The sequence below is a fragment of the Kitasatospora sp. NPDC058965 genome (genome assembly GCF_042741245.1).
In the GTDB taxonomy this organism is placed as follows: Bacteria; Actinomycetota; Actinomycetes; order Streptomycetales; family Streptomycetaceae; genus Kitasatospora.
In genome coordinates this window covers 36,837-51,225 of the sequence record NZ_JBHYKG010000018.1, presented here as the reverse complement: position 1 = coordinate 51,225, position 14,389 = coordinate 36,837, and the positions used below count along the sequence as shown (strand labels likewise).

At 70.9% G+C, this 14,389-nt stretch carries 12 protein-coding genes and 1 tRNA gene; 2 read left to right on the top strand and 11 right to left on the bottom strand.

Going from position 1 to position 14,389, the window contains the following annotated elements:
- Nucleotides 1–45: 45 nt before the first annotated feature.
- The 4 genes from ACFW1A_RS05655 to ACFW1A_RS05640 form a co-directional block, all read right to left on the bottom strand.
- A complete protein-coding gene (locus ACFW1A_RS05655; RefSeq protein ID WP_380404661.1) occupies nucleotides 46–1,869 on the bottom strand; it encodes a bifunctional metallophosphatase/5'-nucleotidase in 1,824 nt (607 codons plus the stop codon).
- 178 nt (nucleotides 1,870–2,047) lie between these two features.
- Complete coding sequence (locus tag ACFW1A_RS05650; RefSeq protein ID WP_380404658.1) at nucleotides 2,048–2,617, bottom strand: hypothetical protein; 570 nt, start codon at nucleotides 2,615–2,617, stop codon at nucleotides 2,048–2,050.
- The gene (locus ACFW1A_RS05645) at nucleotides 2,604–4,268 is read right to left on the bottom strand and encodes a VWA domain-containing protein (protein WP_380404655.1); all 1,665 of its coding nucleotides are present in this window, start codon (nucleotides 4,266–4,268) and stop codon (nucleotides 2,604–2,606) included. The genes ACFW1A_RS05650 and ACFW1A_RS05645 overlap by 14 nt, the downstream gene beginning before the upstream one ends.
- Nucleotides 4,268–5,359 (bottom strand): hypothetical protein, encoded by a 1,092-nt coding sequence (locus ACFW1A_RS05640; protein WP_380404652.1) that lies wholly within the window; start codon nucleotides 5,357–5,359, stop codon nucleotides 4,268–4,270. Before ACFW1A_RS05640 ends, ACFW1A_RS05645 begins: the two co-directional genes overlap by 1 nt.
- A gap of 249 nt (nucleotides 5,360–5,608) precedes the next feature.
- Between ACFW1A_RS05640 and pyk the strand changes: the two genes are divergently transcribed.
- The gene (gene pyk / locus ACFW1A_RS05635; RefSeq protein ID WP_380404648.1) at nucleotides 5,609–7,054 is read left to right on the top strand and encodes a pyruvate kinase; all 1,446 of its coding nucleotides are present in this window, start codon (nucleotides 5,609–5,611) and stop codon (nucleotides 7,052–7,054) included.
- Between the two features lie 90 nt (nucleotides 7,055–7,144).
- Here the strand turns inward: pyk and ACFW1A_RS05630 are convergent, their stop codons facing one another.
- From ACFW1A_RS05630 to ACFW1A_RS05620, 3 genes are all read right to left on the bottom strand, one after another.
- Entirely contained in the window at nucleotides 7,145–8,155 is a 1,011-nt protein-coding gene (locus ACFW1A_RS05630) for a glycosyltransferase family 2 protein (RefSeq protein ID WP_380404644.1), read from the bottom strand.
- A gap of 130 nt (nucleotides 8,156–8,285) precedes the next feature.
- Entirely contained in the window at nucleotides 8,286–9,074 is a 789-nt protein-coding gene (locus tag ACFW1A_RS05625) for a helix-turn-helix domain-containing protein (protein WP_380404670.1), read from the bottom strand.
- A gap of 103 nt (nucleotides 9,075–9,177) precedes the next feature.
- A tRNA-Leu gene (locus ACFW1A_RS05620) sits at nucleotides 9,178–9,263 on the bottom strand.
- Between the two features lie 91 nt (nucleotides 9,264–9,354).
- Here ACFW1A_RS05620 and ACFW1A_RS05615 point away from each other — a divergent pair.
- Nucleotides 9,355–10,005 carry an ANTAR domain-containing response regulator gene (locus tag ACFW1A_RS05615; RefSeq protein WP_380404641.1) on the top strand — a complete coding sequence of 217 codons (651 nt, stop codon included), beginning with the start codon at nucleotides 9,355–9,357 and terminating at the stop codon, nucleotides 10,003–10,005.
- An 81-nt stretch (nucleotides 10,006–10,086) separates the two neighbouring features.
- On the opposite strand, the gene ACFW1A_RS05610 is transcribed toward ACFW1A_RS05615, so the two are convergent.
- The 4 genes from ACFW1A_RS05610 to ACFW1A_RS05595 are packed head-to-tail and all read right to left on the bottom strand — an operon-like array spanning nucleotide 10,087 to nucleotide 14,301.
- The gene (locus ACFW1A_RS05610) at nucleotides 10,087–10,806 is read right to left on the bottom strand and encodes an ABC transporter ATP-binding protein (RefSeq protein WP_380404638.1); all 720 of its coding nucleotides are present in this window, start codon (nucleotides 10,804–10,806) and stop codon (nucleotides 10,087–10,089) included.
- A complete protein-coding gene (locus tag ACFW1A_RS05605; RefSeq protein ID WP_380404636.1) occupies nucleotides 10,803–11,603 on the bottom strand; it encodes an ABC transporter ATP-binding protein in 801 nt (266 codons plus the stop codon). The genes ACFW1A_RS05610 and ACFW1A_RS05605 overlap by 4 nt, the downstream gene beginning before the upstream one ends.
- Nucleotides 11,604–11,605: 2 nt before the next feature.
- Nucleotides 11,606–13,354, bottom strand: a complete 1,749-nt coding sequence (locus tag ACFW1A_RS05600) for a branched-chain amino acid ABC transporter permease (protein WP_380404633.1) — start codon at nucleotides 13,352–13,354, stop codon at nucleotides 11,606–11,608.
- Between the two features lie 17 nt (nucleotides 13,355–13,371).
- Nucleotides 13,372–14,301: a branched-chain amino acid ABC transporter permease gene (locus ACFW1A_RS05595; RefSeq protein WP_380404630.1), complete on the bottom strand. Its 930-nt coding sequence runs from the start codon at nucleotides 14,299–14,301 to the stop codon at nucleotides 13,372–13,374.
- Nucleotides 14,302–14,389: the final 88 nt, after the last annotated feature.

Below are 14,389 nucleotides of genomic sequence, written 5' to 3'. Positions count from 1 at the left end.
CACCCCGGAGGGTGCGCGGGCCCGTCCGCGCGCCGGTCCGGCGGCCTAGAAGACCGGCACCCCCGCGCGCACCAGCCGCCACGAGACGGCGGCGAAGTCGGCCGGATCGATCACGCCCTTGGCCTTGACCCAGGCGATCATGGTGTTGCGGATCTCGTCCGAGTTCGTCCACACCTGCTGCGCCGCCGCCACGTGCGGGAAGTTGCCGCCGCCGTTGGCCCGGTAGTTGTTGACCGCCAGCACGAACTGCGCGGCCGGGTCCACCGGCTTGCCCGCGCAGCTCAGGTTGACGATCCGCGAGCCGACCGGCTGCGCGATGTCGACGTCGTACTCCACCCCGTACACCGAGTCGAAGTTGTAGTCCGGGATGTCGTGCTGGTTGGTCAGCGCGTCCGGGTTCACCGGCGCGCCCGGTGCCAGCTGGGCGAAGTACGTCATCGAGAACTCCAGGTAGTCCTTGATCTGGGCGCCCGTCATCAGCCGGGCCTCCAGGGTGTTCTCGTAGATGTACAGCCCCGCCACGTCGCGCAGCTTCAGGGTGCCGGCGGGGATGTCCGCGGTCCGGTTGAACGGCGCCGCCTGCGCCAGCACCGGCAGGTTCGCGTGGGCGGTGCCCGCCAGCGCCGCCTTGACGGTGTCCTGCTGCACCCGGCCGATCAGGTCGATGATCGGGGTGTCCTTGAACCGCGCCTCGGCGATCGACAGGTCCACCTTGCTGGTGCCGATCACCTGGTTGACGTAGGCGACCACCTTGTCGTGCTGCGCCTTGACCAGCGAGACGACCTCCTGGTCCTCCTGCGCGGTGTTGGAGTTGAGCACCGAGGCGGTCAGCGAGGAGACGTGCCACTCGCCCCGGGCGAACTCCACCTCGAAGTCGAAGCGGGTCAACCGCTGCCCCCAGCACAGCGGTTCGGAGAGCACCACGGTCCGGCCGGTCTCCTTGTTGACGATCAGCCGCTGCGGCACCTCCTTGTGGGTGTGGCCGACCAGCACCGCGTCGATGCCCGGCACCTCGGCGGCCATCTGGCCGGAGGCGTCCTCGGGGAAGGGCAGCTGGTCGCCGTAGGAGGAGGGCTCGTCGATGCCCGAGTGGGCCGAGACCACGACGATGTCGGCGCCGGCCGCCCGCATCTTCGGCACGTAGACCCGGGCCATCTCGACGATGCCGGCGAAGGTCATCCGCCCCTGCACGTTGGCCTTGTCCCAGATCGCGATGCCCGGGTTGGTCAGGCCCAGGATGCCCACCTTCAGCGGGCGGCCGCCGCCCAGGTGCAGGGTCTTGATCAGGTAGGGCTGAAAGGCCGGCTTCTCGTTCTTGGCGTGCAGCGCGTTGGCGCCCAGCAGCGGGAAGTCCAGCTGCTCCTCGAAGGCGCGCACGGTCGGGATGCCGTAGTTGAACTCGTGGTTGCCGAGCGCCGCGGCGTCGTAGCCCATGGTGTTCATCGCGGTGGCCATCGGGTGCTCGGGCACCTCGTCGGCGTCCGAGGCGATCGGCTCGACCCGGGCGAAGTAGTAGCTGAGCTGGGTGCCCTGGATGATGTCGCCGGCGTCGATCAGCAGCGTGCGGTCCCAGCCCACCTCGTCGCGGACCTGGTTGACCAGGGTGGAGATCTTCGCCAGGCCGACCGCGTTGTGCTGCTTGTCGGTGTAGACGGCGTCGGTGAAGTAGTCCCAGTTGACCACGTGGCCGTGCACGTCGGTGGTGCCGCAGACGGTGAACTTCGCGCGGTGCGGGTCGTGGTGGTCCTGCGGGGCGGCCCCGGCCGCCGCCGCCGGGGTCGCGGCGGCCGTCGACAGACCACCGACCAGGGCGGCGCCGGCCGCGGTGGCGGCGGAACGGGTGACGAAGTCGCGGCGGTTCAGGGGCATGCGGTCACTCCAGGGGTCGGAAGCGGTGTCGGCGCGGCCCGGTTGACTCGTGATCAGCCCCGGCCCACGTGGATACGCGCGTAGAATTCTGCCCTGCCGGTCACGCCCGGGGAAGCCCCGGAGCGTGACCGCCGATGGCGGGGTGACGGTGCCTCAGCTCCGCGCCGCGGCACGCGACCTAGGCCGCCGCCAGTGCGGCCAGCGCGCGGTCCACCCGGGAGACGAACTCGGCCGTCGGCTCCTCGCCGTGCGGGTCGAGCCGCCACCAACTGCGGGCCCGCTCGTACCAGTCGAGCGGACCCGGGACGAGCTCGCGCACCGCCGCCGCCGGATCCGGCCGCCCCGGCTCGCCCGCGCGCCGCAGCAGGTCGCCCGCCGCGGCCAGCAGCAGCCCCGCCTGCCGGGCCGCCGGGTCCGGCCAGTCGGCCGCGGCCACGTGCTCCGCCCGGCGGTTCAACTCCCGCTCCAGCGCGCGCAGCAGCTCGGGGTCCACCACCGGTCCCGGTCCAGGTCCCGGCCCGGGGCCCGGGCCGGGACCGCGGTCCCGCAGGTCCTCGACCAGCCAGCCGATCAGGGCCCCCGCTCCGTACAGCCCGCCCACCGCGGCCACCGACCAGAGCCCCGCGCCCACCGCCAGCGAGGCGGTCAGCCCGGCCAGCCCCGCCGCGCTGCCCGCGTAGTGCGGCACCGAGCCGAACCACCGCCCGACGGCCGACCGGTCCGCCGGCGCCGACTCACTGGTACCCACGGATCTCCTCGAAGACGCCGGTCAGCGACCCCGACATGCCGTCGAACAGCTTGCCGCCGGTGGTGTCCGCGATGCCCTGCAACTGGTCCTTGGCCCCCTCGCCGAACAGGATCGGGAAGACCGGCACCGCCTTCCCGGAGGCCGGCAGCGCCTGGTAGAAGTCGGCGAAGTCCTTGGCGCCGGCCCCCTCGTTGCTCTCGCCGTCGGTCATCAGCACGATCGAGGTGAACCGGTCGTCGTTGGCCGCCGCCTGTTGCTTGGCCACCTCGCGGTAGGCCGCCTCCAGCGTCGAGTAGATCGCCGTGCCGCCCTGCGCGCTCAGGCTCTGCACGTCGGCGGCGATCGACGCCAGCTCCGCCTCCGGCGCGGTCGCCGGGACCTGGTGCACCTTCTCCCACTTCACGTCGTCGGCGAAGGAGATCAGCGTGACCTCCTCGCGGTCGCGGAACCGGTTCACCGCCCGGGTGTCGCCGGAGCCGGTGAGGATGCCCAGCGCCGCCTTCAGCGCCGTCAGCCGGTCACCCGCCATCGACCCCGAGGTGTCCAGCACGTACACCGTGCGGGACGGGCGGCGCAGCTCGTTCTGGTACGCGGCCAGCAGCGCGTCGGCCACCGACTGGCTGCCGGGGAAAGGCAGTTCGGGTCGGGGATCGGTGGCCAGGCCGGGCCCGGGGGCCACCCCCGTGGTGACCGGGCGGCGCTCGGTGGTGTCGGAGATCTTGCGCTGCACCTCCGGGCGCAGCAGGTAGGCGGTCAGCCGGGCGAAGTCGTCCTTGGCCGACTGCGGGGCCGAACTGAGCAGGCTCAGCGGGTAGTCCGCGGTGACCAGCCCGTCGGTGGGCCGGATCACGGTCAGCTGCGCGTCGCCGGGCAGCGTCCGGTTCAGCGAGAGCAGCACCGACTCGTAGTTCACCAGCGCGCCCACCGCGGTGCCCGAACCGCCCTGGGCGCTGCGCTGGTAGGCCTGGGCCAGCCAGCCGGAGGAGCCCGAGGTGAGCTTCTGGCCGCCGAAGAAGGCGCGCAGCGCGGGGGAGGCCTTGGCCACGTCCGCCTCGGTCAGCGCGGCCTGCGCCCCCGAGAACGCCGAGGCCAGCCCGACCAGCGCGGACAGGCCGGAGTTGGAGCGGGACGGGTCGGTCATCCCGAAGGTCAGCCGGCCCTGCTGCACCGCGTCGCCGATCTGCGACCAGGTCACCTTCGCCGGGTCCCACCCCAGCGTCGGCAGCAGCGAGGTGCGCACCCCGACGGCCACCGGCGAGACCATCACCGGCGTCTCGGAGAGCAGCTTGCCGCCGGACCTCGGGTCCAGCCGCAGATAGTGGTCGGAGGCGAACCAGAGCGCGTCGTACGCACCGTCGGCCTTGCCGCCGGCCACCGTGTCGGCGCCGTCCAGAGTGCCGGTGAAGGTGAACTTCACGCTCACCCCGGTGGCCTTCTGGGCATCGTCCAACACCGGCTGCAGATCCTGGAGTTCGCTGCCGGCCAGGATCCGCAGGGTGCCCGGGGTGCTGGTCGGCGACAGCGCCTGGCCGCTGCTGCCGGAGGCGCCGGGACCGGGCCGGACCGGCGAGCCGCCGGTGCAGCCGGCGACCGCCGCCAGCAGCAGGGCGAGCGCGCCGAGGGCGGCGCGGCGCGGAGTGGTGCGGGGCATCAGCCGGTCCCCCCGGTGGCGGCGGTGATCAGGTCCTTGAGCAGGTCGCTGGAGGGCGAGACCGCCTGGGCGGTCTTCAGGTCGGCCACGTTGGGCGCGAAGTGGTTGGTGGTGACCACCTTGTCGCCCATCTCCCGGGCGAACGCGTCCGGGTCGCTCTCCGGCCGGAAGCCGTGGTCGGCCTCCAGCTTCACCAGCTTCGGGTCGTCCTGCAGCGCGAGGGCGAGCTTGTGCGCCGCCGGAGTCAACTCGACCACTGTGTGGTCACTCTGAATGGTGATGTCCGGATACAGCACTCTGACGTCGTCCGGCAGCGTGCCGTCGTGCGCCCGTTCGGCCACCTCCGACTCGTACGTCCAGATCAGCGGGTGGCCGGCATTGGCGAGGAAATCGCGCATCAACTGGTCGCTGCTGGCCAGCAGCGCACCCTGGGGCTGCATCAGCACCTTCAGCGCCTGGCCCTCCTTGACGGCCTGGCCCTGGTCCGCGACCACGCTGTTGTTGTTGTCGAGGTAGGCCATCGCGGCCAGGTAGAGCGCCGCCGAGGCGGAGGACTGCGGGTCGGTGGTCGAGAGGTAGATCTGCCCGCGCAGTTCGGGGTGGTTCGGGTCGTTCCAGGTCTTCCGCTGCTTGACCGCCGCCAGGTAGTCGGCCGTCTTGAAGACCTCGAACCTGCCGTCGTCCGAGCTCTTGACCAGGCCCGCCGTCTCCAGCGCCGCCACGGTGGCCTGCCGGGCCACCACCACCAGCGGCGAGTAGAACGGGCGCACCGGCACCGTGGTGACCTGGTCGGGGATCTCCTTGCCGATCACGTCGGCCGCCGGGATGGCGAAGTCGTACTTCCCCCGGCCCACCAGCCCGGCCATCTGCCAGGACCCGGCGTGATCGGTCCGGACGGTCAACTGCTTGTCCGCGAAGGCCTTCGCGACCTGCGGATCGTCGAAGAAACTGGTCTTCTCCGACCCGATCAACCCGCTGACCGCGACGGTTCCCCCCTGTGGTCCCGAGCCGTGGCAGCAGTTCTGCTGCACCAGCACCACCACGCCGGCGATCAGACCCACCGCCAGCACGGCGCCGAGCAGGCGCTTCATCTCCGCATTCCCCCCAAAAAACCTTGGTCAGGTCCGTGTGCCCACCACGATCCCGCCCTGGCCCGAGCGGGACCCTGCGCCCCGGCGAACCGGGCGTGAACAGGCTTTCACGGATCGGCAACAGGTGCGAGAAGGATGGGTCAACTCGCATAGCGGACAAGAGAAGTCATCATGCGTCAGAGAGTTCAACGAAGCTTCCGGCAGTGGTCATGTGACCGTCCGTCGGAACGTCGTTGTTACGCGCGGGTAATGCATACCCTCGGACTCATGCGCCGAGCAAAAATCGTCTGTACTCTCGGGCCCGCCGCCGACTCGTACGACCAGATCAAGGCCCTGGTCGACGCCGGCATGGACATCGCCCGCCTCAACCTGAGCCACGGCTCGCACGCCGAGCACGAGGAGCGCTACCGCCGCGTCCGCAAGGCCGCGGACGAGACCGGCCGCAGCGTCGGCATCCTGGTCGATCTTCAAGGCCCGAAGATCCGCCTGGACACCTTCGCCGAAGGACCGGTACTCCTCGAACGCGGCGACGAGTTCACCATCACCGTCGAGGACGTCCCGGGCGGCCGGGACATCTGCGGCACCACCTACAAGGGCCTCGCCGGCGACGTCGCGCGCGGCGAGCGGATCCTGGTCGACGACGGCCGGGTCTGCCTCGAAGTCACCCAGGTGGACGGCCCACGCGTCCACTGCCTCGTCATCGAAGGAGGCCTGGTCTCCGACCACAAGGGCCTCAACCTGCCCGGAGTCGCCGTCTCCGTGCCCGCGCTCAGCGACAAGGACGTCGCCGACCTGCGCTGGGCCCTGCGGACCGGCGCCGACCTGATCGCCCTCTCCTTCGTCCGCAGCGGCAAGGACATCGAGGACGTGCACAGCATCATGGCCGAGGAGGGGCGCTTCGTCCCCGTCATCGCCAAGGTCGAGAAGCCGCAGGCGGTGGAGGCCCTCGACTCCATCGTCGACGCCTTCGACGGCATCATGGTCGCCCGCGGCGACCTCGGCGTCGAAATGCCCCTGGAACAGGTCCCGCTGGTCCAGAAGCGCGCCATCAAGCTGGCCAAGCGCAACGCCAAGCCGGTCATCGTCGCCACCCAGATGCTCGACTCGATGATCAACGCCTCCCGGCCCACCCGCGCCGAGGCCTCCGACGTCGCCAACGCCGTGCTCGACGGCACCGACGCCGTGATGCTCTCCGGCGAGACCTCGGTCGGCAAGTACCCCGTCGAGACGGTCAAGACCATGGGCCGCATCATCGAGGCCGTGGAGACCGACGTGCTGGCCGCCGGCCTGCCGCCGCTGACCCCCACCAACAAGCCCCGCACCCAGGGCGGCGCCGTCGCCCGCGCCGCCGCCGAGATCGGCGACTTCCTGGGCGCCAAGTACCTCATCGCCTTCACCCAGTCCGGCGACACCGCGCGCCGGCTCACCCGGTACCGCTCGCCGATCCCGGTGCTCGCCTTCACCTACGAGCAGGCCGTCCGCAGCCGGCTCGCCCTCACCTGGGGCGTCGAGACCTTCCTCGGCCCCTTCGTGCCCACCACCGACGAGATGGTGGCCCAGGTGGACGCCCAACTGCTCAGCCTCGGCCGGTGCCGGCGCGGCGACATCGTGATCATCACCGCCGGCTCCCCGCCCGGCCTCTCCGGCTCCACCAACCTGGTGCGGGTGCACCACGTCGGCGAGTTGGACAACTGACGGACCGGCGGCCCGCCCCCGCCGGGCGGCCCGCCCCCGCCGGGCGGGCCGCCCTACCCGAGCCGGTTGGTCACCGCCGGGCGGGCCGCCCTACCCGAGCCGGTTGGTCACCGCCGTGCGGGCGATCTGGGTCAGCTTCGCCACCTCGAACGCGCTGTACACCCCGCCCGCCAACAGCGAGAACTTCACCCCCGCCCGACCGCCCGGACGCCGGAAGCCCGCCGGCACGAACTGCTGGTAGTGCTCCGCCGCCCGGTGGAAGAACTGCGGCCGCTCCGCCCGGCTGACGCACCCCGCCAGGTCCAGCACGAACAGGTAGTGCCGCACCATCCGCTCGAACAGCTGCTCCCGCACCGCCGCCGGCGCCTGCGCCGCGTCCAGCAGCTCGAAGCTGCGCCGGTACTGGTCGAACAGGTCGAACTCCCGGGCCCCCGGCGAACTGGCCGGGTGCACCGTCTGCCGCCGCCGCAGCTGCACCAGCTCCCGCTCCAGCACCGCCACCCGCTCGGCCCGCAGCAGCGCCTCGTGCACGGTCGGGACCTCCTCGTACCGCCCGTCCGGGAACGCCAGCCCCGCCCTGGTCCACAGCCGACGGCTGATCAGCTTGTCCCACACGAAGGCCGGCACGCCGAACAGCTCCGGCTGGTCCACCGCCCGCACCGCCCCCGGCCCGGTCCGCGCCAGCACCCCCTGCGCGGCCCCCGGCCAGACCCGCCCCGCGTGCAGCCGGGTGTGCCCGAAGAACAGCAGGTCGGGCTGGGCGGTGTCGTCGAACTCGCGCAGCCGGTCCGCCAGCGCCAGGAACGACCCCGGGGCGAGCAGGTGGTCGGCGTCCAGGAAGAGCAGGTAGCTCCCGGTCGCCCGCGCCGCGCCCGCGTTCCGGGCCCGGCCGACCCCCACCGCCGCGTTCAGCCGCAGCACCGACACCCGCGGGTCCGACCCCGCCTGCGGCACCTCCGCCGGACACTCCGGCGACCGGTCCGCCACCACGATCACCTCGAACCCGCCGAACGACTGGTCCAGGATCGACTCCAGGCAGTCGAGGAGCTGTCTCTGCTGGTCATAGGCAGGGACGATGACGGAGATGAGCGGCTGGGGCATGGGCCAGAAGGTAGGTCGGGGGCGTGGTCATGGCAACCCTCGCGACGGGGGCAAAAGGGGTGTATCGGGGTGAACTTGGCGAAGGGTCACCAGATCCTCACCCGTCCGTGACCTGGCCGTTCACCGGAGATCAGGACTTGGGGCCGACGTACCGGTCGAGCAGGGCGACGTCGGGGCGACGGGCGACGGAGACGTTGGTGCCTCCACTGGAGTGCCTGGCGGCCTTCCAGTGCACGCCGACGGCGTCGAGGGTGCGGGTGAAGATGCCGATGATGTCGGTGGACCTGTTGGTGAAGAAGTACCGTGGGTACTCGTAGCGCTTCGTGGTCCCGTTGGTCGTCCGAGTGGTCCAGTTGACGATCCGGCAGCCGTCGGAGTGGAGCAGGCCGCGCAGGAGTTCCCAGGGGTGGGCGTCGACGACGGCCTGCTGCCAGGGTTCGAGGGCGATCAGCCGTTCGTGCTTCTTGCCGGGGCCGTGCTGGGGGAAGAGGCAGGGGAGGTGCTGGGAGTAGACCTTGACGTCGTGGCAGCCGGTCCGGCGGACGCGGCACGGGCTGTTGGTCGGCAGGACGTCGCGCATGGCCTGCTCGACGGAGTCCATGTGGCCGGGCCACTTGTCGTCGCAGGTCACGGTCAGCTGGTAGTAGTTGCGCAGCTTGACCCGGAGGATGTGCCCGTCGCCGAGGTAGAGCCCGAGCAGGTGGGAGTAGGCGGGTGCGTTGAGGTCGTCGCCGTGGCAGTCGGGGCAGGTGGAACGCTTGCGGCCGGGGTTCTCGCCGCGCTTGGCGCGGTCCTGGTACTTCCACCACGAGACCGTGCCGGTGGGGACGCCGAGCCTCCTGGCCACGTCCGCGTTGGGAGCGCCGTCCCGGAGCAGGAGGACAGCCTGTTCGCGCACCGATCGAGTCACGTCGCCCAGATTGCCGCGAGTAATCTCAGATGGCGGAATGATGATCTATCGGATCACTCAAAGTAATGAAATCGCCCAGATTATTTGCGATTTAAGATTTGAAGGAAAAATCTGGTGCCGGGTGTGGGATTCGAACCCACACGCCCTTTCGGACAATCGCTTTTGAGGCGATCATGTCTGCCCTTCCATCAACCCGGCGAGGCTGCGTTCGTGAAGGATACCCTGTGCTTGCCTCTGCGTGCAGCTAGGTACCCTCATGCATGCAGCCCCCGCCGGAACGAGGAGTCACGTGAGCACCGCCGACGAGCAGCCCCAGGCGCTTGAGACCGACTCGCCCCAGATCACCCGAATTGTGATTGCGGAGGACGAGGCACTCATTCGTCTCGACCTCAAGGAGATGCTGGAGGAGGAGGGGTACACCGTCGTCGGCGAGGCCGGGGACGGCGAGACGGCGGTGAAGCTGGTCGAGGAGCTGAAGCCGGACCTGGCCATCATGGACGTCAAGATGCCGATCCTGGACGGTCTCTCGGCGGCCGAGCGGATCCACGAGGCGCACCTGGCGCCGGTGCTGATGCTGACGGCGTTCTCGCAGCGGGAGTTGGTGGACCGGGCGCGGGACGCGGGGGCGATGGCGTACATCGTGAAGCCGTTCTCCAAGTCCGACCTGGTGCCGGCGATCGAGATGGCGGTGTCGCGGTACACCGAGATGCGGGCGCTGGAGGGGGAGATCGCCGATCTGACCCAGCGGTTGGAGACCCGCAAGCTGGTGGACCGGGCGAAGAGCGTGCTGCAGACGAAGTTCGGGCTGACCGAGCCGGCCGCGTTCCGCTGGATCCAGAAGACCTCGATGGACCGTCGGATGACGATGGCGGCCGTGGCCGAGGCCGTGATCGAGGAGGGCGAGGCGCAGGACCGCAAGAAGGCGGAGGAGGGCCAGTAGGCCTCCCGGTCGGGCGCAGGAGCAGCTGAGGGCCGGTCACGCGACGCGTGACCGGCCCTCGGGCTCGGGGCGGGGTGCTGCTCAGTCCTCGCCGAGGTACGACTTGCGGACCGACTCGTCGCGCAGCAGTTCCGCGCCGCTGCCGGTGAGCACGATGGCGCCGGTCTGCATGACGTAGCCGCGGTCGGAGAGGGAGAGCGCGGCCTGGGCGTTCTGCTCGACGAGCAGGATGGTGGTGCCGGCGGCCTTGAGCTCGACGATGGTGGCCATGATCTTCTGCATCATGATGGGGGACAGGCCCATGGAGGGCTCGTCGAGCATGAGCAGCTTGGGGCGGGACATCAGGGCGCGGCCCATGGCGAGCATCTGCTGCTCGCCGCCGGACAGGGTGCCGGCGGCCTGCTTGCGGCGTTCGCCGAGGATCGGGAAGAGCGTGTAGGCGCGCTCCACGTCCTCGGTGATGCCGGCGGCGTCGCGCCGCAGGAAGGCGCCGAGCAGCAGGTTCTCCTCGATCGTCATGCGCGGGAAGATGTGCCGGCCCTCGGGGGAGTGGGCCAGGCCGAGCGAGACGATCTTGTGGGCCGGGACCGCGGCGAGCGGCTGCCCGTCGAAGGTGATGGTGCCGGCGGTGGGGCGGAGCAGTCCGGACAGGGTGCGCAGGGTGGTGGTCTTGCCGGCGCCGTTGGTGCCGATCAGGGTGGTGACGGAGCCGGCGTCGACGCTGAAGCTGATGCCCTTGACGGCCTCGATCTTGCCGTAGGCGACGCGGAGGTCGGTGACCTCGAGGAGTGCGGTGGTCATTCGGACGTCTCCGTGGGCTGCTCAAGGGGGGTGCCGAGGTAGGCGGTGATGACGCGCTCGTCGTTCTGCACGGTCTCCCGGTCCCCCTCGACGATCTTCTGGCCCTGGACCAGCACGGCGGTGCGGTCGCAGAGGTTGAAGATGAACCGCATGTCGTGCTCGATGACCAGGATGGCGATGCCGCGGTCGCGGATGGCGAAGACGAGTTCCTCGGCGGCCCGGGTCTCCTGGGGGTTCATGCCGGCGGTGGGCTCGTCGAGCAGCAGCAGGCCGGGTTCGCTGGCCAGCGCGCGGGCGATCTCCAGCTTGCGCTGCTCGCCGTAGGGCAGGTTGCGGGCCAGGTGCTCGGCCTTGCCGGCCAGGCCGACGAACTCGAGCAGTTCCATGGCCTTGGCGCGGCTGTCGGCTTCGGCCCGGCGGTAGCCGGGGCCGCGGACGAGGGCGGAGAAGAGGCCTTCGCGGGTGCGGCTGTGGCGGCCGACGAGGACGTTCTCCAGCACGGTCATGTTGGCGAACAGCCGGATGTTCTGGAAGGTGCGGGCGATGCCGGCCTGGGTGACCAGGTGGGGCTTGGGCGGCAGCACCTGGCCGCGGTAGCTGACGGTCCCTTCGGTGGGCACGTACAGGCCGGTGAGGCAGTTGAAGAAGGTGGTCTTGCCGGCGCCGTTGGGGCCGATCAGGCCGATGATCTCGCCCTGGCCGACCGTCAGGTCGACGTTGTTGACGGCGGTGAGGCCGCCGAAGCGCATGGTGACGCCGCGGACGTCCAGCAGCGGAGCGTCGGTGGTGGTGCTCATGGTCACGCTCCTGCCTGGCTGAGGGGGACGGAGTCTTCGGGGCCGGCGGCCTGGGCCGGGATGTCGCTCTGGTGGAACTCGGCCTGGCGGCGGCGGTTGGCCACGATGCCCTCGGGGCGGAAGCGCATCAGCAGGATCAGTGCGACGCCGAAGGCGAGCAGCTGGTAGTCCTTCAGGAAGGTGAGCTTCTCGGGGATGAGGTAGAGGAGCGCGGCGCCGAGCAGCGGGCCGCTGACGGTGCCCATGCCGCCGAGCACGACCGCGGCGAGCAGGAAGGCGGAGTTGGGGGCGGTGGAGCCGGCGAAGACGTAGGGGGTGGGGACCACGTTGTAGGTGACGTGGGCGCTGACGGTGCCGGCCAGGCCGGCCAGCGAGGCGCCGAGGGCGAAGGCGACCAGCTTGGTGCGGAAGCCGTTGATGCCCATGGCCTCGGCGGCGGTCTCGTCCTCGCGCAGGGCGATCCAGGCGCGTCCGATGCGGGAGTTGCCGGCCCGGCTGAAGACGGCGACCACGATCAGGGTGACGATCAGCATCAGGAAGAAGTAGTTGGAGAAGCGCCCGATGGTGAAGGAGCCGAACTGGTGGGCGGCGCCGAGGTTGAACCCGAAGAAGCTGATGTCGGGGATCTGCGGGATGCCGTCGGGGCCGTTGGTGATCTTCGGTCCGGAGGTGCCGTCGAGGTTGTTGACGGCGATGTGGAAGATCTCGCCGAAGCCGATGGTGACGATGGCCAGGTAGTCGCCGCGCAGCCGCAGGGTGGGGGCGCCGATCAGCACGCCGAAGACGACCGAGACACCGGCCCCGATCAGGGCGGCGAGCACGAACGGGACGTGGGCCTCCTTGAACGGGGAGAACTGGGAGCCGGAGATCAGCGCGGCGGTGTAGGCGCCGACGCCGAGGAAGGCGACGTAGCCCAGGTCGAGCAGGCCGGTGAGGCCGACGACGATGTTGAGGCCGAGCGCGACGGTGGCGAAGATCAGGATGTTGACGCCGAGGTTGGCGTTGTGCTCGTCGCTCTGGGTGAGCGGGAAGGCTGCTGCGGCGGCGAAGGCGGCGGCGGTGGCCCAGGGGCGGCGCCGGGCGAGCAGCGCGGCGGCGCGGGCGAGCAGCCCGCCCTGGGCGTAGGCGGCGGCGCCGAAGCCGATCATCAGCAGGAAGCCGACGAAGAGCTCGCCGTACTCGGTCTCGATGCCGTAGGTGAAGACGAACAGGCCGCCGGCCGCGATGGCGACGATCACCAGCAGTTCCTGCCAGAGCGGCGCGGGCGCGGCGGGGCCGGTGGAGCGGTGGTCGGCGGGCAGGGCGAGCGCGCCGTAGAGGGCGGGCAGCACCGCGACGCCGGCGATCCAGCCGCCGGTGGTGAGGTTGACCAGGCCGTTGAGCTCGTAGGCGATGGCGCCCAGGGTGTACCAGGTGACGGCGAAGGCGCCGACCGCGAGCAGGCGCAGGGTGCGGGTCTGGCCGCTGGGGGCCAGCCAGCGCAGGCCGCGCAGCTGGTAGGCGGAGAGCACCTGGAGCAGGAGCAGCACGCCGGCGGTGAGGGTCAGGACCTGCAGGCCGCCGGGGTAGCCGGCGACGGTGAGGTCACCGGGGAAGGCGGAGGTCCAGGTCCAGGAGAGGAAGCAGGAGGCGATGGTGAGGACGGCGCCGGCGGCGGTCAGGGCCCGGGCGACGTGGGCGGGTACGGTGCCTTCGAGCCGGCGCAGCAGGGCGGCGAACTGCTGCCGCACCTGGGCGAGGGTGATGGTCATCTTGGTCTCCTCCTTCCTCAGGCCCGGTCCGCGACGCGTTCGCCGAGCAGTCCTTGTGGCCGCAGCAGCAGGACCAGGATCAGCATGACGAAGGCCCAGACGGGGGCCCAGGCCTGGCCGCCGAGCTGGTGCAGGCCCGGCACGTCGGCGATGTAGGCGGTGGCGAGCGCCTCGGCGAGGCCGAGGACCAAGCCGCCGAGCATGGCGCCGTAGATGTTGCCGATGCCGCCGAGGACGGCCGCGGTGAAGGCCTTGAGGCCGGCCTGGAAGCCCATGTCGAAGCTGACCTGGCCGTAGCGCAGGCCGTAGCAGACGGCGGCGACGGCGGCGAAGAGGGCGCCGATGCCGAACGCGGTGGCGATGATCCGGTTGGTGTCGATGCCCATCAGCTGGGCGGTGTCCGGGTCCTGGGCGGTGGCCTGCATGGCGCGGCCGGTGCGGGACTTCTGGACGAAGAAGGCGAGGATCACCATGCAGAGCGGGGCGGCGAGCAGGGTGAACAGGTCGCCGGACTGGATGTCGATGCCGGCGAGGTGCCAGGGGCCGCTCTGGATCTGCGGGAAGACCCGGGGGCTGGTGGCCTTGGGGTAGAGGTTGTGCACGGCCTGCTGCAGGGCGAGCGACAGGCCGATGGCCGCGATCAGCGGTGCGAGGCGCGGGGCGGTGCGCAGCGGCCGGTAGGCGAACCGTTCGGCGCCGAGGGCGATCAGGACGGCGACCAGGGCGCCGCCGATCAGCATCAGCGGCAGCGCCAGCCACATGCTGGTGCCGTGCGGCAGCATCAGGTAGACGGTGAGCGCGCCGAAGCCGCCGGTCATGAAGATCTCGCCGTGGGCGAAGTTGATGAGCTGCACGATGCCGTAGACCATCGTGTAGCCAATGGCGATGAGCCCGTAGGTCGAGCCTAGGAACAGGCCGTTGGCGAGTTGTTGCGGCAGGGTGTGCACCGCAGCCTCCATGTCGCTGTGCTGGCGTCTCGGGGTTAGGGGACGCGGGGCCGCTCGCGCGGGTGGCGCGGGCGGCCCCGGGGGTTGT